The 21,134-nt window shown below is 59.5% G+C and carries 16 protein-coding genes and 4 tRNA genes; 13 read left to right on the forward strand and 7 right to left on the reverse strand.

What is annotated here, in order from left to right; all coding sequences use genetic code 11:
• Window positions 1-8: 8 nt before the first annotated feature.
• Genes V3W39_RS19930 through V3W39_RS19940 form a run of 3 tightly spaced genes read right to left on the reverse strand, consistent with a single transcriptional unit; the run spans window position 9 to window position 5,788 of the window.
• On the reverse strand, window positions 9-1,427 hold the full coding sequence (locus tag V3W39_RS19930; RefSeq protein ID WP_330213175.1) for an efflux transporter outer membrane subunit: 1,419 nt from the start codon (window positions 1,425-1,427) through the stop codon (window positions 9-11).
• Window positions 1,411-2,577 carry an efflux RND transporter periplasmic adaptor subunit gene (locus tag V3W39_RS19935; protein ID WP_330213176.1) on the reverse strand — a complete coding sequence of 389 codons (1,167 nt, stop codon included), beginning with the start codon at window positions 2,575-2,577 and terminating at the stop codon, window positions 1,411-1,413. The genes V3W39_RS19930 and V3W39_RS19935 overlap by 17 nt, the downstream gene beginning before the upstream one ends.
• Window positions 2,567-5,788, reverse strand: a complete 3,222-nt coding sequence (locus tag V3W39_RS19940) for an efflux RND transporter permease subunit (RefSeq protein WP_177131568.1) — start codon at window positions 5,786-5,788, stop codon at window positions 2,567-2,569. The genes V3W39_RS19935 and V3W39_RS19940 overlap by 11 nt, the downstream gene beginning before the upstream one ends.
• A 215-nt stretch (window positions 5,789-6,003) precedes the next feature.
• Between V3W39_RS19940 and V3W39_RS19945 the strand changes: the two genes are divergently transcribed.
• On the forward strand, window positions 6,004-6,414 hold the full coding sequence (locus tag V3W39_RS19945; protein ID WP_010166823.1) for a PA0061/PA0062 family lipoprotein: 411 nt from the start codon (window positions 6,004-6,006) through the stop codon (window positions 6,412-6,414).
• A 4-nt stretch (window positions 6,415-6,418) separates the two neighbouring features.
• Here the strand turns inward: V3W39_RS19945 and V3W39_RS19950 are convergent, their stop codons facing one another.
• The gene (locus tag V3W39_RS19950; protein ID WP_010166825.1) at window positions 6,419-6,580 is read right to left on the reverse strand and encodes a hypothetical protein; all 162 of its coding nucleotides are present in this window, start codon (window positions 6,578-6,580) and stop codon (window positions 6,419-6,421) included.
• A gap of 263 nt (window positions 6,581-6,843) precedes the next feature.
• Here V3W39_RS19950 and V3W39_RS19955 point away from each other — a divergent pair, with 263 nt between their 5' ends.
• Window positions 6,844-7,473, forward strand: coding sequence for a peptidase C39 family protein (locus V3W39_RS19955; RefSeq protein WP_330213177.1), 630 nt, complete (start codon window positions 6,844-6,846; stop codon window positions 7,471-7,473).
• Window positions 7,474-7,513: 40 nt separating this feature from the next.
• Here the strand turns inward: V3W39_RS19955 and pbpG are convergent, their stop codons facing one another.
• Window positions 7,514-8,446 carry a D-alanyl-D-alanine endopeptidase gene (gene pbpG / locus V3W39_RS19960; RefSeq protein ID WP_330213178.1) on the reverse strand — a complete coding sequence of 311 codons (933 nt, stop codon included), beginning with the start codon at window positions 8,444-8,446 and terminating at the stop codon, window positions 7,514-7,516.
• A gap of 208 nt (window positions 8,447-8,654) precedes the next feature.
• Complete coding sequence (gene folD / locus V3W39_RS19965; protein ID WP_177048282.1) at window positions 8,655-9,509, reverse strand: bifunctional methylenetetrahydrofolate dehydrogenase/methenyltetrahydrofolate cyclohydrolase FolD; 855 nt, start codon at window positions 9,507-9,509, stop codon at window positions 8,655-8,657.
• Window positions 9,510-9,739: 230 nt separating this feature from the next.
• On the opposite strand from folD, the gene V3W39_RS19970 reads away from it, so the two are divergent.
• The 11 genes from V3W39_RS19970 to V3W39_RS20020 all read left to right on the forward strand — a co-directional run bounded on the left by V3W39_RS19970 (window position 9,740) and on the right by V3W39_RS20020 (window position 19,792).
• Window positions 9,740-9,816: transfer RNA gene (locus V3W39_RS19970), tRNA-Arg, on the forward strand.
• Between the two features lie 32 nt (window positions 9,817-9,848).
• Window positions 9,849-9,924, forward strand: a tRNA-His gene (locus V3W39_RS19975).
• Between the two features lie 53 nt (window positions 9,925-9,977).
• Window positions 9,978-10,062: transfer RNA gene (locus V3W39_RS19980), tRNA-Leu, on the forward strand.
• An 82-nt stretch (window positions 10,063-10,144) separates the two neighbouring features.
• A tRNA-His gene (locus V3W39_RS19985) sits at window positions 10,145-10,220 on the forward strand.
• Window positions 10,221-10,623: 403 nt separating this feature from the next.
• Entirely contained in the window at window positions 10,624-11,934 is a 1,311-nt protein-coding gene (gene tig, locus V3W39_RS19990) for a trigger factor (protein ID WP_177048284.1), read from the forward strand.
• A gap of 92 nt (window positions 11,935-12,026) precedes the next feature.
• A complete protein-coding gene (gene clpP, locus V3W39_RS19995; RefSeq protein ID WP_003174822.1) occupies window positions 12,027-12,662 on the forward strand; it encodes an ATP-dependent Clp endopeptidase proteolytic subunit ClpP in 636 nt (211 codons plus the stop codon).
• A 112-nt stretch (window positions 12,663-12,774) separates the two neighbouring features.
• Complete coding sequence (clpX, locus tag V3W39_RS20000; RefSeq protein ID WP_003207856.1) at window positions 12,775-14,058, forward strand: ATP-dependent Clp protease ATP-binding subunit ClpX; 1,284 nt, start codon at window positions 12,775-12,777, stop codon at window positions 14,056-14,058.
• 151 nt (window positions 14,059-14,209) lie between these two features.
• Window positions 14,210-16,606, forward strand: a complete 2,397-nt coding sequence (lon, locus tag V3W39_RS20005; protein WP_003207858.1) for an endopeptidase La — start codon at window positions 14,210-14,212, stop codon at window positions 16,604-16,606.
• Between the two features lie 146 nt (window positions 16,607-16,752).
• Window positions 16,753-17,025 (forward strand): HU family DNA-binding protein, encoded by a 273-nt coding sequence (locus V3W39_RS20010; RefSeq protein ID WP_003174819.1) that lies wholly within the window; start codon window positions 16,753-16,755, stop codon window positions 17,023-17,025.
• A 230-nt stretch (window positions 17,026-17,255) separates the two neighbouring features.
• The gene (locus V3W39_RS20015; protein ID WP_177048286.1) at window positions 17,256-19,130 is read left to right on the forward strand and encodes a SurA N-terminal domain-containing protein; all 1,875 of its coding nucleotides are present in this window, start codon (window positions 17,256-17,258) and stop codon (window positions 19,128-19,130) included.
• A gap of 95 nt (window positions 19,131-19,225) precedes the next feature.
• Window positions 19,226-19,792 carry an AAA family ATPase gene (locus V3W39_RS20020; RefSeq protein ID WP_330213179.1) on the forward strand — a complete coding sequence of 189 codons (567 nt, stop codon included), beginning with the start codon at window positions 19,226-19,228 and terminating at the stop codon, window positions 19,790-19,792.
• A gap of 1 nt (window position 19,793) precedes the next feature.
• On the opposite strand, the gene nhaA is transcribed toward V3W39_RS20020, so the two are convergent.
• On the reverse strand, window positions 19,794-21,128 hold the full coding sequence (gene nhaA / locus V3W39_RS20025; protein ID WP_259198555.1) for a Na+/H+ antiporter NhaA: 1,335 nt from the start codon (window positions 21,126-21,128) through the stop codon (window positions 19,794-19,796).
• Window positions 21,129-21,134 lie beyond the last annotated feature (6 nt).

The raw sequence follows: 21,134 nt of genomic DNA on the forward strand, positions 1-21,134 counted from the left end.
GACTTGTATCAGGCGTCGGGCTTCCAGCCGCCGCCCAGCGCCGTCACCAACCCCACACTCGCCTGCAACTGCCGCGTCTGCACTGCCTGCAACGTCCTCTGTGCCTGCAACGCCGCTGTCTGCGCCGTCACCACATCCAGGTAACTCACGGCACCCGCCTGATAACTGTTCATCGCCAGCGCCTGCGTGTGCTCGGCGGCGTTCGCGGCGGCCTGTTCGTCCATCGCTTCCTGCTGCAAATCACGCAGTTGCCCAAGGTTGTCTTCCACCTCACGCACCGCCCTTAAAACCTGGCTGCGGTAATGCGCCGAAGCCTCTTCAAACTCGGCCTTGGCCTGGCGCTCATTGGCGCTCAACCGCCCGCCATCAAAGATCGGCAGATTAACCAAAGGCCCCAGCGCCCAGTACCGATTGGCCGCCGAGAACAGGTTGCCGACGCCTTGGGTCTGCCCGCCAATCAACCCGGTCAAGCTGAAGTCGGGGTACCACGCGGCCTTCGCCACGCCGATGTTCGCGTTGGCCGCAAACACCCGCCGCTCCGCCGCCGCAATATCCGGGCGACGTTGCAGCAGGTGGCTGGGCAGCTGTTGCGGAATCCCTGGCAACGCGATCAATTGTTTGCTCGGCGGCAGTTGGAATTCGCTGGCGGACACGCCCACCAGTTCACCAATCGCATGCTCGGTAAGGTTGCGCTGACCGCGTACATCATCCAGCTGTGCCTCGGCTTCAGCCAGTTGGTTCTGCGCGCGGGTCAGGTCGAGTTCCGAGGCGATCTGCCCTTCATACCGGCTACGGGTCAGTTGCAGCGCCTGGCCAAAATCATCCAGCGAACTGCTGAGGATCCGGCTCTGGGCATCCAGCCCGTTGAGCTGTACGTACAGCGTCGCCAACTGATGCTGCAGGCTCAGGCGTGCCACCGCCAAATCGTCCCCGGAGGCTTGTGCCTGGGCGTCACCCGCTGCCACCTGGTTGCGGATTTTGCCCCACAGGTCCAGATCAAAACTCAGGGCAAAACCGGCCGTGTTGCTGTTGTACACCGAAGGCTGGGTATCACCCCGCAGCGGCCGGCTGTCCGATTGCCGCTGGCGCAACGGTTGTGCACTGGCGGTGATTTGCGGGAACAACCCGGCATGCAACTGGCTGGCATAGGCCTGGGACGCATCGAAATGCGCCAGCGCCGCCGCCAGGTCCGGGTTGGCCTTGAGCAGTTGTTCCTGCAGGTCATCCAGGCGCTGGTCCTGATACAGCTGCCACCATTTGGGCGCCAGTTGGTCGGACGGCTGTGCGCTGTGCCACGGGCCGTCGCTGGTCTGTTCGCGGTACTTGGCAGGCAGGTCGATGGTCGGCGCCTTGTAGGTGGGCGCCAGCGAGCAACCGTGCAGTGCCACCAATAGCAAGGCCGCGAGGGGTTTAAGCCTTGGGCGCATGGGCACCTCCGGCGTCGGCCATTTGCACGGCGTCGCCTTCGCGCAGGGCGTCGGGCGGGTTGTCGACCACGCGGTCGGCGGGTTTCAGGCCCTGGTCGATCACCAGGCGCTCGCCGAGGTCGAGACCGATGTGGATGTCTTGCAGGTGCACGTGGTTCTGCGCATCCAGGACCGCGACCTGGGTGCCTTGGGCCCGGAAGATCAGGGCGCTGGCCGGGATGCTGACGCCGTGGGTGTCCGCCGGAATCGCCAGGGTGGCTTCGGCGTAGTCGCCGGGCAGCAACTTGCCGTCGGGATTGTCGGCCACGAACTGCGCGAGCAGGGTGCCGGAGCGGCGGTCGATGGCGGTGGAGTCGCCCATCAGTTTCGCGCTGAAGTGTTCGCCGGGATGCTCGGGCACCGTCAGTTGGGCGGCCAGCCCCGGATGAATCACCGCCGCGTAGTTCTGCGGCACTGGCACGTAGAGGCGCAGTTGGTGGGTGTCGGCGATGTCGAACAGTTCCGGATCGCTGTCGCTGTCGGCCTTGATCAACTGGCCGATGTCGGTGTTGCGCGCGGTGATCACACCGGCGAACGGTGCGCGGATGGTCTTGTAGTCTTCCAGCGCCGAGAGCCGCGCATAGTCGGCCTCGGCGGCCTGGGCGTTGGCCTTGGCGGCCAGGGCGTTGGAGGTTTTTTCATCGGCCTCCTGGCGCGATACCGAATGGCTGTCCAGCAGGTTTTTCCAGCGGTTGGCGGTGGTTTCCGCCAGGCGTGCGTTGGCCTGTTCCTGCACCATGCGGGCGTGGGTTTGTGCCACTTGCTGGTCGAGGTCAGGGCTGTCGATTTCGGCCAGGATCTGCCCGGCCTTGACCTGGCTGCCGATGTCGACTTTCCAGTCTTTCAGATAACCGCTGACCCGCGCATGAATCGGTGCCTTGCTCCAGGCTTCCAGGTGCGCGGGCAGGCGCAGGGTGTCGCCGGCTGCGTTCTGTTTTGGCTGGAATACCAGCACTTGCGGCACAGCGGCGGTTTCGGTCCAGGCAGTGACGGATTTTTCATGCATCGTACGGGCGTGCAGGCCGTTGGCGACCAACAGGGCGGCCAGTGTCAGGCCGCCGACACCCATGAGCATCAGACGCTTGCGCGAGGGTTTGTGATCAGACGACATGTGGGGTTTCTCCAGCAGCAGCGCGAGTAGGGTGACGACCGTGGACCAGGCTGAAGACCACGGGTACAAACAGCAAAGTGGCAGTGGTGGCAAGGATCAGGCCGCCGATCACGGCACGTCCCAGCGGCGCGTTTTGTTCTTCGGACAAGGCCAGCGGCAACATGCCGATGATCATCGCCAGGGCGGTCATGCACACCGGGCGGAAGCGGGTGTAGCCGGCTTCCAGTGCGGCCTTGAGGGCATCGCCGTGTTCGGCCAGGCGCTCTCGGCAGAAGCTCACCACCAGGATCGAGTTGGCGGTGGCCACGCCCATACAGAGGATGGCCCCCGTGAGTGCCGGCACTGATAACGAGGTGCCGCTGAGGAACAGCATCCACACGATGCCCGCCAGGGCCGCCGGCAGTGCGGTGATGATCACGAACGGGTCGGTCCAGGACTGGAAGTTGACCACGATCAGCAGGTAGATCAGCACCACTGCGCCGAGCAGGCCGAAGCTCAAACCGTTGAACGCTTCATGCAGCGCATCGATCTGCCCGTGCAGGCTGATGGTCGCGCCTTTGGGGCGCATCGGGGCCATGTCATTCAGCACCTTCTGCACGTCACTGGCGACGCCGCCGAGGTCGCGGCCTTGCACGTTGGCGTACAGGTCCAGGGTCGGTTCGATGTTGTAGTGGGTCACCACCGCCGGGCTTTGCACACGGGAGATGGTCGCTACGCCGCCGAGGATCTGCGACTGGCCATCGGCACCGGTCACCGGCAGCGCTTCCAGGGACGGCAGGCTGTCGAGACGGTATTGCGGGGTTGCAGCCACGATCGAATACGACACGCCGTTGGCCGGGTTGAGCCAGAAGGTCGGCGCGGTTTGCGAGCTGCCGGCCAGGGACGCGACCATGCTGTTGGTCACGTCACGCTCGGTGATGCCCAGGCCGTTGGCGCGCATCCGGTCCACGTTGACTTGCAGCGACGGGTAGCCGGTGGACTGCTGGATACGCAGGTCGGCGATGCCAGGTATGTGTTTCAGGCGACGTTCCAGTTCGATGGCGTACGCGCGGTTTTCTTCATCGCTGCGCCCGGAGATTTTCACGTCCAGCGGCGCCGGTGAACCGAAGTTGAGGATCTGGCTGCTGATGTCGGCCGGCAGGAACGCGAACTGGCTGCCGGGGAAACTTTCCGGCAGGGCTTCACGCAGTTTTTTCACGTAGTCGGCGGTGGGCGCATGGTCTTTTTTCAGGGTGACCTGGATATCGCCGTCCTGTGGGCCGATGGTGCCGCTGCTGCTGTAGGCCATGTCGATGCCGCTCAGCGGAATGCCGATGTTGTCGACGATGGTGTCCAGCTCGTCTGCCGGCACGATCTCGCGAATCCGCGCTTCAATCCGGTCAAACGCCGCGGCGCTTTCTTCAATCCGCGTGCCCAATGGCAAGCGTACGTGCAGCGCCATGGCGCCTGCGTCGGTGGCCGGAAAGAAGTCCTGGCCCAGGCTTGGCAGCAGCAGGAACGAGGCCAGGATGCACGCCAGGAAGCCCACGATGAAACGCTTGCGCGCACCCAGGGCCAGGGTCAGCAGGCCGTGGTAAACGTCCCGCACGTTGGAGAAGTGACGCTCGAAACCCTGCTGGAAATTCAGTACCGATTGCAGCACGGCATTGCGCTGGGGTTTGTGCTGGTCGCCCTCGTGGTGGTTGATGAATTCATCTTCCGGGTGATGACCTTCGCCTTGCTCCGGCACGTGCGGCTTGAGCAGGAACATCGCCAGGGTCGGCACCAGGGTGCGCGAAAGGATGAACGAGCTGGCCATGGCGAAAATCACCGCCAACGCCATCGGGCGGAACAGGTAGCCGGCGATACCTTGCAGCATGAACATCGGCACAAACACGATGCAGATGCACAGCAGGGACACGAACGCCGGGCCGACGATTTGCTTGGCGCCGTCGAGGATCGCGTCCTTCACCGCCTTGCCTTGTTCCAGGTGCCAGTTGATGTTCTCGATGGTCACTGTGGCGTCGTCCACCAGGATCCCCACCGCCAACGCCAGCCCGCCGAGGGTCATGACATTGAGGGTTTGCCCGGTGGCTGCCAGCAGCGCGATGGCCGACAGCACCGCCAGGGGAATCGAGGCGGCAATGATGATGGTCGAGCGCCAGCTGCCGAGGAACAGCAGGATCATCGCACTGGTCAGCAGGGCCGCAATGATGCCTTCCTGGGCCACGCTGCCCACCGACTGTTTGACGAACACCGAGGCGTCGCCCAGCAGCGAGGTCTTCAGCGAAGGCGGCAGGGTTTCATTGATGCGCGGCAGCATCTGGCGGATGCCGTCGATGATCGACAGGGTGGAGATGCTGCCGTTTTTCAGGGCCGGCATCAGCACTGCACGGTGGCCGTCGACGCGCACGATGTTGGTCTGCGGCGGCGAGCCGTCACGCACGTGGGCCACCTGGCCGATGGTGATGATCGCACCGTCGACCGTCTTGATCGGCAGATCGTTGAGCTCATCAATCGCCTTGGGGCTGTTGTTGAGCAAAATCGTGTATTCGTTGGGGCCGAGTTTGGCGGTACCCACGGGGATGATCTGGTTCTGCAAGGCCAGGGCGTTGCCCACGTCTTGCGCCGACAGGCCTTTGGCGGCCAGCGCCTGCGGGTCAAGGTCGAGGGTGATCTGGCGTTGCTTGCCGCCCATTGGCGTGGGCATGGCCAGGCCGGGCAGGGCGCTCAAAGGCAGGCGGATATTGTTCTGCACCAGGTCGCGGATCTTCGCTTCCGACAGGCTGGGGCTGGAGAACGCCATCTGCAGGATCGGCACCGTGGAGGCGCTGTAGTTGAGGATCAGCGGTGGGGTGATGCCCGGTGGCATCTGCTTGAGCACGGTTTGTGACACCGCTGTTACCTGGGCGTTGGCGGTGCGGATATCCACGCCGGGCTGGAAGAAAATCTTCACGATGCCCATGCCGGGTAACGACTGCGATTCAATGTGTTCGATGTCGTTGACGGTGGTACTCAGGGAGCGTTCGTAGGTGTAGATCACGCGACCGGCCATGGCGTCCGGAGACAGGCCGTTGTACTGCCAAACCACCGCGACGACGGGGATGCCAATATCGGGAAATACGTCAGTGGGGGTACGCAAGGCCGCCATGGGCCCAATGATGCAGATGAAAATTGCCAGCACGATAAACGTGTAGGGCTTGAGCAGTGCGGTCTTTACCAGCCCGAGCATGCCGTAACCTCCAAAGGAGTTGGATTGCAAACGCTCGCAGTCTTGACGGACCCACCTAACACGCACCTTTCAGCCAGGTGAAGGAAGATTTAGTTAACGGCTGAAGATCCTTTCATATGTATTCATTTGTTCAATAATGGTGACAGTACCAAGCTGGATACCGATCGAACGGAAGTCGTTTTTCCGCTCACTCTTTATCCATTTGGAGTTCTGCCATGTCTCTTAAACCCTTGTTGTTGATCCCGGCCTTGAGTGCGGTCCTGCTGTTGTCGGCGTGCGCCGGCCCGATTCCGAAAGCGGACCCGAGCGAAGCCTGGATCGGCCTGCAAGAAGAGGCGCCCAACGACCTGATGGCCGAGCGGGTAGACGGGAAAAACATTGATGATGGTCGCTACTTCGAAGTGAAACCCGGCGCTCATCGCCTGGATGTCACCTTGTTTGAAGAAGAGGCGGGGGATGACAACCAGCAGGATTGTCGCGGGCATGTCACCTACGGCAACTTCAAGGCGGGCGAGCATTACACTCTGGTGGAGTCCAGCCTTGGTACCACGGTACGCGCCGAGTTGAAGGACAGCCACGGCAAGGAACTGGCGCAGACCGAAGACTTCAGTTGCATGCCTGGCTAAGGCCTCAGGCGTGATGCCCGGCGGGTTTGTGCAGCTTGCCGGGTGCTGCGGGTTTTACCTGTGGGTGATGGTGCCGGCGGGTCACGCGCATCACGCCCCAGAGCATGGCGGCGGCCACTGCCAGCCAGCCACAGATCAAAAGCAGAATCGTTGTTGTCAGGCTCATAAGTGCCTCCTTTCGCCCGGTACAGGGCAAACACTGTCTTCTCAATGGACAGTCTAGCTATCCGCAGGTTGCCTGCTATTGACCAATGGTCGTGTGCGTCCAACTTGTTTGCTCTATGGCGGGCCTTTTACTGCGCTGCAAGGCTATACCCGCGCCCCGGAGCATCCTATGATCAGGGCCCACGTTGGCCGTTGATCAAGTGAGTGACGAAGTTGCGGTTTCCCTCGAACATTAAAACCTCCTGGTGGGTCGCAGCCTGTTTCATGGGGCTGGCGGCCTGCTCCTCGCATCCAAAACCCACGAGCATCCCGGGCCTGCCGGAGAGCGTCGAGCTCAAGGGCGTGCCGGCTTTTCGCGGTGAGACCTACCTCGGTGGCCCGGCCGCTCTGGCCAGCATGCTGTCCCAACAAGGCATTGTGATTACACCGGGCCTGTTGGATAAGCCGCTGCATCTGCCGGGCGCCGAAGCAGACCTTGAGCGCAACATGCAGGTGTTGGCCCGTGAATACGGGATGCTGGTGTACCCGCTGGACGACCAGTTGCCGGCGATGCTGGCGCAGGTCGCCGCCGGCTACCCGGTGATGGCGCGCATCACCCAGGGCTCGACCTTCTGGGCCGGGGCGCGGTATGTCGTGGTGGTGGGCTACAACAAGCAGAAGAGCATGGTGCTGTTGCGTACGGGGTTGGCGCGACGCATGCCGATGGATTTCGGCGCCTTTGAGTCGGCGTGGAAAGACGGCGGCAAGTGGGCCGTGCTGATTCAGCGGCCTACCCAGTTACCGGTCAAGGTCGACGCCCAGCGCTGGCAGCAGGCGGCCAGTGCCACGGCCCGGGCGGGCCAGGAGCAGGCGGCGGCCCAGGCGGTCAAGGCCCTGGCCAGTCAGGCCAAATAAAAAAACGGCGCACAAGGGCGCCGTTTTTTCATGTCGCTGTTCAGCGGGACTCGGTCACCTGAACATTCGCCCGTGGGCGGTTCTTCAGGTTCTTGTCAGCCTTGTAGCGCAATGCGACGTCTGGCACCGAACCGCTCTTGCCGGTCTCGACCCAGCTGCGGATGCGGCCGGCATCGGCAAAGTGGGTGAATTTGCCGAAGGCGTCGAGGATCACCAGCGACACCGGGCGATTGCCCATGCTGGTCACCAGCACCAGGCAGTGGCCGGCCTGGTTGGTAAAGCCGGTCTTGGTCAGCTTGATGTCCCAGTTGGCGCGGTTGATCAGGTGGTCCGTGTTGGAGAAGCCCAGGGTGTAGTTGGGTTTGCGGAACGATACGGTCTTTTCCTTGGTGGTACTCAACTGGCTGAGCATCGGGTATTTGCGCGCGGCGGCCAGCAGCTTGCTCAAGTCGCGGGCGGTGGACACGTTGTGGATCGACAGGCCGGTGGGTTCAACGTAATGCGTGCTGGTCATGCCCAGCGCCTTGGCCTTGGCGTTCATTGCCGCGATAAATGCCGGGTAGCCGCCCGGGTAGTGGTGGGCCAGGCTGGCGGCGGCGCGGTTTTCCGAGGACATGAGGGCAATCAGCAGCATCTCTTTGCGCGGCATTTCGCTGCCGATCTTGACCCGGGAGAACACGCCTTTCATCTCCGGCGTGTCGTTGATGTTGATGTCGATGTATTCATCCATGTTCTGCTTGGCCTCCAGCACGATCAGGCCGGTCATCAGTTTGCTCACTGAGGCGATCGGCACGATGACATCCGGGTTGCTGGCATAGATGATCTTGTTGGTCTGCAGGTCTACCACCATCGCACTGCCGGAGGCGATGTGCAGGGTGGACATGTCGCGGGGAGCGGTAGTGGTTTCGCTTGCGCTCGCGAAGGTGCCTGTAAATGCAAAAAATAGGCTGACAATGGAAAGATGAATTTTCACGCGGATGAACTCGCTAAAAAAGTAGGGATATACCGTTCTGCACGGACTTTCTGATAAATGCCGTTACATTTTAGGAGTATGGATCAGAAACTGTCGAATGTTCTTCTGAAAACAGATGAAACCCCTTAAAAACAAAGAAAAAAGTACTTTTTATCCGGCCAATAAAAAGCCCTGCGATAAGGCAGGGCTTTTTCAGAGCGGCTGGTTATTAGCTGTGCAGGGTTTCGGCTGCGTACAGGGTATTTTCCAGCAGGCAGGCGCGGGTCATCGGGCCGACGCCGCCTGGTACCGGGGTAATCCAGCCGGCACGGGGCAGGGCGGTTTCGTACACCACGTCGCCTACCAGTTTGCCGTCGTCCTGGCGGTTGATGCCCACGTCGATCACGATGGCGCCTTCCTTGATCCACTCACCTTTGACCAGACCCGGCTTGCCGGCGGCGACTACCACCAGGTCGGCGCGGCCGACGTGGCCAGCCAGGTCCTTGGTGAAGCGGTGGGTGACGGTGACGGTGCAGCCGGCCAGCAGCAGTTCCATGGCCATCGGGCGACCAACGATGTTCGATGCGCCGACGATGACTGCATCAAGGCCGTACAGGTCGACGCCGGTGCTTTCCAGCAGGGTCATGATGCCCTTCGGCGTGCACGGGCGCAGCAGCGGGATGCGCTGGGCCAGGCGGCCGACGTTATAAGGGTGGAAACCGTCGACGTCTTTGTCCGGGCGGATGCGTTCGAGCAATTTGGACGCGTCCAGGTGCTCGGGCAGCGGCAGTTGCAGCAGGATGCCGTCGATGGCCGGATCGTCGTTGAGGCTGTCGATCAGGTCGGTGAGGGCTTGCTGGGTGGTGTCAGAAGGCAAGTCGTAGGCTTTGGAAATAAAGCCGACCTCTTCACAGTCTTTACGCTTGTGCGAGACATAAACCTGAGAGGCAGGATCGCTGCCGACCAGGATCACCGCGAGACCCGGCGTGCGCAGGCCTTGTTGGCTGCGCTCGGCGACTCGTTTGGCGATCTGCTGGCGCAGGCTGGCGGCGATTGATTTGCCGTCGATAAGTTGTGCAGTCATTACGCGTGATTAACCATCGAGAGGGGGAAGAAAAGTGCGCGCATTCTCGCATGTCGTGGCGTGAGGGCAAAGGCGCTTGGTCTGCAAATTCCCCTAACCCCTTAAATAAAATGAATTTTTTATAAAAAGGATTTGACGGGTTTCGGGTGCGTCTATACTATTCGTCGCACTTGTCGGGCACAGCCTAGCACTGGTTAGTTTGTAATCCTCCAAGAGTACAGATTAATAAGGCGCCCGTAGCTCAGCTGGATAGAGCATCCGCCTTCTAAGCGGATGGTCGCAGGTTCGAGTCCTGCCGGGTGCGCCATTAGGCAGCTTTGGCACAAGTAGCGCAATATGGTGGGCGTAGCTCAGTTGGTAGAGCACGGGATTGTGACTCCCGTTGTCGAGGGTTCGATCCCCTTCGTCCACCCCATATTCAAAGGGCGCCAGATTAACAGTCTGGCGCCTTTGCTTTAAGAGCTTCATGCGGATGTGGTGGAATTGGTAGACACACTGGATTTAGGTTCCAGCGCCGCGAGGCGTAAGAGTTCGAGTCTCTTCATCCGCACCAAATAAAGTTTCGAGAAGGCCGGCTGGTCGTCACGAAGCTCAACAAATAGCCGTTTTGACAGGCTTTTTGGTCACGCAATATGGTGGGCGTAGCTCAGTTGGTAGAGCACGGGATTGTGACTCCCGTTGTCGAGGGTTCGATCCCCTTCGTCCACCCCATATTTCGAAAGGCGCCAGATTAATAGTCTGGCGCCTTTTTTGTTTCAGCGGTTTGAAGTTTCAACGCAGTCGCAGGTGCTGGGCTGCAAGGGCGGGGCGTTTCGTCGTATTTATGTTGCTCGATGATGCTGCGCTGCCCACCGGCCTTGCTCGCAAGGTCGGTTGTCAGGGAGATGATTGGCAGCCTCTTCTATATATAGAAGGGTTGGCGCAGAGCCCTGGCGTGATGGGATGTATTTGCTACCGGGGTGAGGTGCATTCGTGCATTCGCACCTATAAATTGCCTGCTGCTTTTTTACCCGTTTTCAGTAGGGTGACTTCTTGAGTTTGACCCACTAGAATGCATGCCCTTGATTCTGGGGTCGGAAACGGCCGGCTAACGTCTGTGCAACGAGGAATATCCATGCAAGTTTCTGTTGAAAATACTTCTGCTCTTGAGCGCCGCATGAGCATCACCGTGCCGGCTGAGCGCATCGAGACTCAGGTCAACAAGCGTCTGCAGCAGACTGCCCAAAAGGCCAAGATTGCCGGCTTCCGTCCGGGCAAAGTGCCAATGAGCGTGATTCGTCAGCGTTATGAAGCTGATGCGCGCCAGGAAGCGGTAGGCGACGTTATCCAGTCTTCCTTCTACGAAGCTGTGGTTGAGCAGAAGCTGAACCCGGCCGGCGCTCCTTCGGTTGAGCCGAAAGTGCTGGAAAAAGGCAAGGACCTGGAATACGTCGCAACCTTCGAAGTGTTCCCTGAGTTCACCGTTGCCGGTTTCGAATCCATCGCTATCGAGCGCCTGAGCGCTGATGTAGCTGATTCGGACCTGGACAACATGCTGGAAATCCTGCGCAAGCAGAACACTCGTTTTGAAGTGGCCGACCGCGCTGCCCAGAACGAAGACCAGCTGAACATCGATTTTGTTGGCAAGGTTGACGGCGAAGCATTCGCTGGCGGCTCCGCCAAGGGTACTCAGCTGGTGCTGGGCTCCAACCGTATGATCCCTGGTTTCGAAGACGGCCTGGTTGGCGCTAAAGCCGGCGAAGAGCGCGTTCTGAACCTGACCTTCCCGGCTGACTATCAGAACCTGGACCTGGCTGGCAAAACCGCCGAGTTCACCGTGACCGTCAACACCGTTTCCGAGCCTAAGCTGCCAGAACTGAACGAAGAATTCTTCAACCAGTTCGGCATCAAGGAAACCGGCATCGAAGGTTTCCGCACCGAAGTTCGCAAGAATATGGAGCGTGAGCTGCGTCAGGCCATCAAATCCAAGGTCAAGAACCAGGTGATGGACGGTCTGCTGGCCGCCAACCCGATCGAAGTGCCGAAGGCCCTGCTGTCCAACGAAGTGGATCGTCTGCGCGTGCAGGCTGTTCAGCAGTTCGGTGGCAACATCAAGCCTGACCAACTGCCGGCCGAGCTGTTCGAAGAACAAGCCAAGCGCCGCGTTGTGCTGGGCCTGATCGTGGCTGAAGTGGTCAAGCAATTCGACCTCAAGCCTGACGAAAGCCGCGTTCGCGAAATGATCCAGGAAATGGCTTCGGCCTACCAGGAGCCTGAGGCTGTTGTGTCCTGGTACTACAAGAACGACCAGCAGCTGAACGAAGTGCGTTCGGTTGTGCTGGAAGAGCAAGTTGTGGATACTGTTCTGCAGAAGGCTAAGGTGACCGATAAAGCGGTCTCTTACGAAGAAGCAGTCAAGCCGGCTGAAGCAGCACAAGCCGACTGATCGCTCAACTCGTTTGAAAATACACCCATAAGCCAGCCTCGCGCTGGCTTATGCGTATTCAAGACATGACTATTTGGGAGTAACTGCAGAGCATGTTCCGTAATTCGTATATTCAGCAGAACTCTGATATCCAGGCCGCTGGCGGCCTGGTCCCGATGGTTGTCGAGCAATCTGCTCGTGGCGAACGCGCCTATGACATCTACTCGCGCCTGCTCAAGGAGCGAGTGATCTTTCTGGTTGGTCCGGTAGAGGACTACATGGCCAACCTGATCTGTGCGCAGCTGCTGTTCCTTGAAGCGGAAAACCCGGACAAGGACATCCATCTCTACATCAACTCCCCGGGCGGTTCGGTAACGGCTGGCATGTCGATCTACGACACCATGCAGTTCATCAAGCCGAACGTATCGACCACCTGTATCGGTCAGGCGTGCAGCATGGGTGCTTTCCTGCTGACCGCTGGTGCTGAGGGCAAGCGTTACTGCCTGCCGAACTCGCGCGTGATGATTCACCAGCCACTGGGCGGTTTCCAGGGCCAGGCATCGGACATCGAAATCCATGCCAAGGAAATCCTCTTCATTCGCGAGCGTCTCAACACGCTGATGGCCAAACATAGCGGGCACACCCTGGAAGAGATCGAGCGCGACACCAACCGTGACAACTTCATGAGCGCCGAAGCCGCGCGTGAATACGGGTTGATCGACGCAGTGATCGAAAAGCGCCCCGCTTAATATAAGCAGCTCAAAATAGGGCAGGTCGGCACGTCCGACCACCAGTGGGCTTGAAAAAGCCCTCAATAGCCTTCATCTTGTGTTGCAAGCCTATCGGATTTGGATCGAACGAATGACTGACACCCGCAACGGCGAGGACAACGGCAAGCTGCTCTATTGCTCCTTCTGTGGCAAAAGCCAGCATGAAGTGCGCAAGTTGATTGCCGGCCCCTCGGTGTTTATCTGCGACGAGTGCGTCGACCTGTGCAATGACATCATCCGCGAGGAGGTGCAGGAAGCCCAGGCCGAAAGCAGCGCGCATAAATTGCCTTCGCCTAAAGAAATCAGCGGCATCCTTGATCAGTATGTGATTGGTCAAGAGCGTGCAAAGAAGGTTCTGGCCGTAGCGGTGTACAACCACTACAAGCGTCTGAACCAGCGTGACAAGAAAAGTGACGACGTCGAGCTCGGCAAAAGCAACATCTTGCTGATCGGTCCTACAGGCTCGGGTAAAACCCTGCTTGCAGAAACCCTGGCTCGCCTGCTGAACGTTCCCTTCACCATCGCCGACGCAACCACTCTTACCGAGGCCGGTTACGTAGGTGAAGACGTCGAGAACATCATTCAGAAGCTGCTGCAGAAATGCGATTACGATGTGGAAAAGGCCCAGATGGGCATTGTCTACATCGATGAAATCGACAAGATTTCGCGCAAATCCGACAACCCGTCGATCACCCGGGACGTTTCCGGTGAAGGCGTGCAGCAGGCGCTGTTGAAACTGATCGAAGGTACTGTTGCTTCCGTACCGCCACAAGGCGGCCGCAAGCATCCACAGCAGGAATTCCTTCAGGTTGATACGCGCAACATCCTGTTCATCTGTGGCGGTGCGTTCTCCGGTCTGGAAAAGGTTATTCAAAACCGTTCCACCCGTGGCGGCATTGGTTTCAGTGCAGAAGTACGCAGCAAGGAAGAAGGCAAGAAAGTCGGTGAATCCCTGCGTGAAGTCGAGCCTGACGATTTGGTCAAGTTCGGTCTGATCCCGGAATTCGTTGGCCGTCTGCCAGTGCTGGCGACGTTGGACGAGTTGGATGAGGCTGCGTTGATGCAGATCCTCACCGAGCCGAAAAACGCCCTGACCAAGCAATATGCCAAGCTGTTCGAGATGGAAGGTGTGGACCTCGAGTTCCGTGCTGACGCGCTCAAATCGGTGGCCAAGCGGGCACTGGAGCGCAAGACCGGCGCCCGTGGTTTGCGCTCGATCCTCGAAGGCGTACTGCTCGACACCATGTACGAAATCCCCTCGCAGTCCGAGGTGAGTAAAGTGGTGATCGACGAAAGCGTTATAGAAGGCAAGTCCAAGCCACTGTACATCTACGAAAACAGTGAGCCGGCTGCCAAGGCTGCGCCAGACGCGTAAGCGTTGCGTCGCTGAGCTGTACAAAATAAAGGGGCCTTAAGGGGCCCCTTTGTTTTTACTGCGTTTAACTGATGCCATTACGCTTGTTTTTTTTGCAGGCAGCCCCCATCTTGGTTTCAAGCTTACTTTCATCTGTCATAGAGGCGAAATCATGAAGACAACCATCGAATTGCCTCTCCTGCCGTTGCGTGATGTCGTCGTCTATCCGCACATGGTTATCCCGCTGTTCGTGGGGCGCGAGAAGTCTATCGAAGCCCTCGAGGCCGCGATGACGGGCGACAAGCAGATCCTGCTGCTGGCCCAGAGAAATCCTGCTGACGATGATCCGGGCGAAGATGCCCTGTATCGCGTTGGTACCGTTGCAACTGTCCTGCAACTGCTCAAGCTGCCTGATGGCACCGTCAAGGTGCTGGTGGAAGGTGAGCAGCGCGGTGCGGTCGAGCGCTTCATGGAAGTGGACGGCCACCTGCGCGCCGAAGTGGCGCTGATCGACGAAGTCGACGCCCCTGAGCGCGAATCCGAAGTGTTCGTGCGCAGCCTGCTGTCCCAGTTCGAGCAATACGTGCAACTGGGCAAGAAAGTCCCCGCAGAAGTCCTCTCTTCCCTCAACAGCATTGATGAGCCAAGCCGCCTGGTCGACACCATGGCCGCGCACATGGCGCTGAAGATCGAACAGAAGCAGGACATTCTCGAAATCATCGATTTGTCTGCCCGGGTCGAACACGTCCTGGCGCTGCTGGATGCCGAAATCGACCTGCTGCAGGTTGAGAAGCGCATTCGCGGCCGTGTCAAAAAGCAAATGGAGCGCAGCCAGCGCGAGTACTACCTGAATGAGCAGATGAAGGCCATTCAGAAAGAGCTGGGTGACAGCGAGGAAGGCCATAACGAAATCGAAGAGCTGAAAAAGCGCATCGATGCCGCCGGCCTGCCGAAAGATGCCTTGACCAAAGCCACTGCCGAGCTGAACAAGCTCAAGCAAATGTCGCCGATGTCGGCCGAAGCCACCGTGGTTCGTTCCTATATCGACTGGCTGGTGCAGGTGCCGTGGAAGGCCCAGACCAAAGTGCGTCTGGACCTGGCCCGCGCCGAAGACATTCTGGATGCCGATCACTACGGCCTCGAAGAAGTCAAAGAACGCATCCTCGAATACCTCGCCGTGCAAAAGCGCGTGAAGAAGATTCGCGGTCCGGTGTTGTGCCTGGTCGGTCCTCCTGGTGTGGGTAAAACCTCGCTGGCGGAGTCGATTGCCCACGCAACAAACCGTAAATTCGTACGCATGGCCTTGGGCGGTGTGCGTGATGAAGCGGAAATTCGTGGCCATCGCCGGACTTACATCGGTTCGATGCCAGGAAGATTGATTCAAAAGATGACAAAGGTGGGTGTGCGCAACCCGCTGTTCCTGCTCGATGAAATCGACAAAATGGGCAGCGACATGCGTGGCGATCCGGCCTCCGCTTTGCTGGAAGTGCTCGACCCCGAGCAGAACCACAATTTCAACGACCATTACCTGGAAGTCGACTACGACCTGTCCGACGTAATGTTCCTGTGCACCTCCAACTCGATGAATATTCCGCCAGCCTTGCTGGACCGGATGGAGGTGATTCGTCTGCCGGGTTACACCGAAGACGAGAAGATCAACATCGCCGTCAAATACCTCTCGCCCAAGCAGATTGCGGCCAACGGCCTGAAAAAAGGCGAGATCGAATTTGATGCCGACGCGATCCGCGACATCATTCGTTTCTACACCCGCGAGGCCGGTGTACGGGGCCTTGAGCGTCAACTGGCGAAGATCTGCCGCAAGGCCGTGAAGGAACATGCGCTGGAAAAACGCTTCTCGGTGAAGGTCACCGCCGACCTGCTGGAACACTTCCTGGGCGTGCGTAAATTCCGCTACGGCCTGGCTGAGCAGCAGGACCAGGTGGGCCAGGTCACAGGCCTGGCGTGGACCCAGGTGGGCGGCGAATTGCTGACCATCGAAGCCGCCGTTATCCCGGGCAAGGGGCAACTGATCAAGACCGGTTCGTTGGGTGACGTGATGGTCGAATCCATCACTGCCGCGCAGACCGTGGTGCGCAGCCGCGCCAAGAGCCTGGGGATCCCCCTGGACTTCCACGAGAAGCACGACACCCACATCCACATGCCGGAAGGGGCGACGCCGAAAGACGGCCCTAGCGCAGGCGTAGGCATGTGCACGGCACTGGTATCAGCACTGACAGGGATCCCGGTGCGTGCCGATGTGGCCATGACCGGTGAAATCACCCTGCGTGGCCAGGTACTGGCCATTGGTGGCCTCAAAGAGAAATTGCTGGCTGCACACCGCGGTGGTATCAAGACCGTGATCATTCCTGAAGAGAATGTTCGCGACTTGAAGGAGATTCCTGACAACATCAAGCAGGATCTGCAGATTAAACCGGTTAAATGGATTGACGAGGTCCTGCAAATTGCGCTGCAATACGCGCCGGAGCCCTTGCCGGATGTGGCTCCGGAGATAGTCGCGAAGGACGAAAAACGCGAGACTGACTCTAAGGAAAGAATTAGCACGCATTAATACGTTTAAGCCTGGGGGCTTCCTTGACAGCTTTTTAGAGCCCTTGTTATAAAGCGGCTCTTAAGTGTCTGTAGGCCATTCAGCACTGGTTTTTGCTTTCACCAAAAAACTTAGAATCATACTCAATAGATATAAGGGGACTTAGAGTGAACAAGTCGGAACTGATTGATGCTATCGCTGCATCTGCTGATATCCCGAAAGCCGCTGCTGGCCGTGCGCTGGACGCAGTAATCGAATCCGTCACTGGCGCTCTCAAGGCCGGCGACTCTGTGGTACTGGTTGGTTTCGGTACTTTCTCTGTGACCGATCGTCCAGCTCGCACTGGCCGTAACCCACAGACTGGCAAGGCTCTGCAAATCGCCGCTGCCAAAAAACCAGGTTTCAAAGCCGGTAAAGCCCTGAAAGAAGCCGTTAACTAAGCTTCGTTCAAGCCTTACCCATCCGGGTCGGACGCAGGTCTGACCTGGCAGCGGAGCGGCAGCTGACCCAAGTATCCATCGGGTCGCCACGCCGGGGGTGTGGGTTCAAACCCCCGTCCGCTCCGCCAGTTACGAGAAGGCGCATCCTCGGATGCGCCTTTCTTCTATCCGGACTCTACCCACGCTCCACGGTTGCCTAATTTTGAAGTTCAACCGTTTCTGGGGGACGCATGCTGCAGAATATCAGGGACAATTCACAAGGCTGGATTGCCAAGACCATTATCGGGATCATCGTCGCATTGATGGCGTTCACCGGTATCGAGGCTATTTTTCAGGCTTCGACCAACAACAAGCAGGACGTGGCCAAGGTCAACGGTGAAGAAATCACCCAAAGCGAACTGGGCCAGGCCGTCGACATGCAACGTCGTCAGCTGATGCAACAGCTGGGCAAGGACTTCGATGCTTCCTTGCTGGACGAAAAGCTGCTGCGCGACGCCGCCCTCAAAGGCCTGATCGATCGCAAGCTGTTGCTGCAAGGCGCCGCCGATTCGAAATTCGCTTTCTCCGAAGCAGCGCTGGATCAAGTGATCCTGCAGACACCGGAATTCCAGGTGGATGGCCAGTTCAACGCCGAGCGTTTTGACCAGGTGATCCGTCAGCTGGGCTACAGCCGTATGCAATTTCGTCAGATGCTGAGCCAGGAAATGCTGATCGGCCAGGTGCGTGCAGGCATTGCCGGCAGCGGTTTTGTCACCGATGCCGAAGTACTGGCTTTTGCCCGTCTGGAAAAACAGACCCGCGATTTCGCCACCGTCAGCGTCAAGGCCAACCCTGCGGCGGTGAAACTCACCGACGACGAGGTCAAGGCTTACTACGACCAGCACGCCAAAGAGTTCATGACCCCGGACCAGGTGGTCATCGACTATCTGGAGCTGAAGAAGGCTTCCTTCTTCGACCAGGTCGCGGTCAAGGACGATGAGCTGCAAGCCCTCTATCAGAAAGAAACCGCCAACCTCGCTGAACAGCGTCGCGCGGCGCACATCCTGATCGAAGTCAACGACAAGACCACTGACGAGCAGGCCAAGGCCAAGATCGAAGAGATCCAGGCACGCCTGGCCAAGGGCGAGAAGTTCGAAGCCCTGGCCAAAGAGTTCTCCCAGGATCCGGGTTCGGCGAACAACGGCGGTGACCTCGGTTTCGCGGGTCCTGGCGTCTACGACCCAGCCTTCGAAACAGCGCTGTACGCGCTGAACAAGGATCAGGTCTCGGCACCGGTGCGTTCGAGCTTCGGCTGGCACCTGATCAAGCTGTTGGGCGTTGAAGCACCTGAAGTGCCAACGTTTGCCAGCCTGAAAGACAAGCTGACCCGCGAGCTCAAGACCCAACAGGTTGAACAGCGCTTCGTCGATGCCACCAAGCAACTGGAAGACGCTGCATTCGAAGCTTCCGACCTGGCCCAGCCGGCGTCGGACCTGAAGCTGACCGTGCACACCTCCGCGCCGTTTGGCCGTGAGGGTGGCGAAGGCATCGCAGCCAACCGTGCCGTGGTGACCGCTGCATTCAGCCCTGAAGTCCTGGATGAAGGTGCCAACAGCACCGCCATCGAGCTGGATCCGGAAACCATCGTGGTGCTGCGTGCCAAAGAGCACCTGAAGCCTACCCAGCTGCCGCTGGAAAGCGTTGCCACTGCCATCCGTGCCCAGTTGACCAAGGAGCGCGCAAGCGCTGCGGCGAAGACTCACGCGGACGAGCTGATTGCCAGCCTGCGTGATGGCAAGACACCGCTGAACCAGCCGGTCGATGGCCAGGCCTGGAAAGTCACCGAAGGGGCTACCCGTGGCCAGGAAGGCGTCGAGCCTGCCGTGCTGCAAGCCTTGTTCCGCATGCCTAAGCCTGCGGCCAAGGACAAGCCGACCTTCACCAGCGTGACCCTGCCGGACGGTAGCCTGATGATCGTGCGCTTGAACGCGGTCAATGAAGCCGCTGCACCGACCGATGACGAGAAGGCTCAGTATCGCCGCTTCCTCGCGTCCCGTGTCGGCCAGCAAGACTTCGCCGCCTATCGCAAGCAGTTGGAAACCAAGGCTGAGATCAAGAAGTTCTGATCTCGTTACCAGCCTGAATAAAAAGACCCCGGCCTGAAGAGGCCGGGGTCTTTTTTTTACGTAATATTCAGGTAGGACGTTAAGGAGGCCAAACCATGAGTAAACGGATTTATATCAGCGGAGCTTCGGGTGCTGGCGTGAGCACGTTGGGCGCCGCCTTGGCTGACAGGCTTAACCTGCCTCATGTGGATGTCGATGATTACTATTGGTACCCCACGGACCCTCCCTTCGAGCAATCACGCCCGCCTGAAGAGCGGGTCGCGTTGTTGACCCAGGCGCTGGCTGACTCCCCTTGGGTGCTGTCCGGATCAATGGATGGCTGGGGCGCCGAGGTGATTCAAAACGCTGACCTGGTGGTGTTCATCGATACGCCAACGGCACTGCGAATCGAGCGCTTGAAATCACGGGAATCCCAACGGTTCGGTGCGCGGATCTTGCCGGGCGGGGATATGCACGAGAACCACCGGAAATTTCTCTTATGGGCAGAAAGCTATGAGGCAGGCAACCGGGCCGGACGCAGCCGGCCCAGGCATGAGCGGTGGCTCAGGCAACTGACTACACCGGCCATTCGGTTAAACGGGGAAATCGCGGTCGCCGAGATGCTGATGAAGGTCGTCGCCACAATTTCCGAGTTGTCTCAACAGCCATCACCCAACGGTTGAGTCAGCGCGCAAACTTGAGCTTGCCCCAGCTCAGGCCAATCACTGCTGCCAGGGACGAAGCGGTCAGCACACTCAGCTTGGCGGCTGACAGCAGCGTCGGATCGGAGAAGGCCAGTGACGAGATGAAAATCGACATGGTAAAACCAATCCCCGCCAGCAGGCCCACCAGGGCGACGCCGTTCCAGGTCACGCCCTCCGGCAGTTGGCAGATGTTCAGTTTGACCAGCGCAACACTCGCCAGCATCACCCCCAGCGGCTTGCCCAGCACCAACGCCAGGATCACGCCCATGAACACGCCGTGGGGCAGCGGGTCGTCCAGGTTGAACCCTTGCAGGCTCACCCCGGCGTTAGCCAGGGCAAACAGCGGCATCACGCCGAACGCTACCCACGGGTGCAAGCCCGCCTGAATACGCTGCACCGGCGGCAGCATTTCCCGCTGGGCCTCTCGCAACTGCTTCAATGGTTTGGCGACCTGATGGGCGCTTTCAGCCGGTTGCGAAAGCCGATCCATCAGCTCGTTAAAGGTGCGTCCGATGGTGTCCAGCGGACGTTCCCGAGTGGGCCTGGACGTAACCGGCGTCAGCAGCCCAAGCATCACGCCCGCGAGGGTCGGATGCACACCGGTCTTCAGCAGGCCAAACCAGACAATCGCCCCCGGCAGCACGTACACCGCGGCCTTGCCGATCCCCATCCGCTGAAAGATCAGCACCAGCGCCAGCCCGCAGGCCGCGATCACCAGGCCCATGTAATCCAGGCTGGCGGTGTAGAAAATCGCAATGATCAGGATGGCGACGATGTCATCGATGATCGCCAGCGCCAGCAGCAGGATGCGCACGCCGGCCGGAATCGATTTGCCCAACAGCGCCAGCACACCCACGGCGAACGCAATGTCAGTGGCCGTGGGCACTGCCCAGCCGCTGGCCGCTACCGTGCCATGGTTGAGCAGGGTGTAAATCAGCGCCGGCATCAGCACGCCACCCAATGCGGCGCCCAAGGGCAGGGTGGCCAGTTTCAGGTTGGCGAGTGCGCCGTCCCTGATTTCCTGGCGAATCTCGGCGCCCACCACCAGGAAGAAGACGGTCATCAGTCCGTCGTTCACCAGGAAGTGCAGCGAGCGCGAGACCGTGAAGTCTCCCAGCCCGATAGTGAGTGGGGTGTTCCAGAAGTGTTCGTAGGAATCGGCAACCGGGCTGTTGGCCCAGATCAATGCGACGATCGCCGCCAGCAGCAACACGATGCCGCTGACCGCTTCGATACGTGAAAATCGCTCAAGCGCCGACAGCGCGCCTTCGACCAGAACCTGGGGGCGAGGAATAGCAGGGTGTTTATCAGGCACGACAAG

Origin of the sequence: Pseudomonas sp. Z18(2022) (genome assembly GCF_036346535.1) — a bacterium.
In the GTDB taxonomy this organism is placed as follows: domain Bacteria; phylum Pseudomonadota; class Gammaproteobacteria; order Pseudomonadales; family Pseudomonadaceae; genus Aquipseudomonas; species Aquipseudomonas yamanorum_A.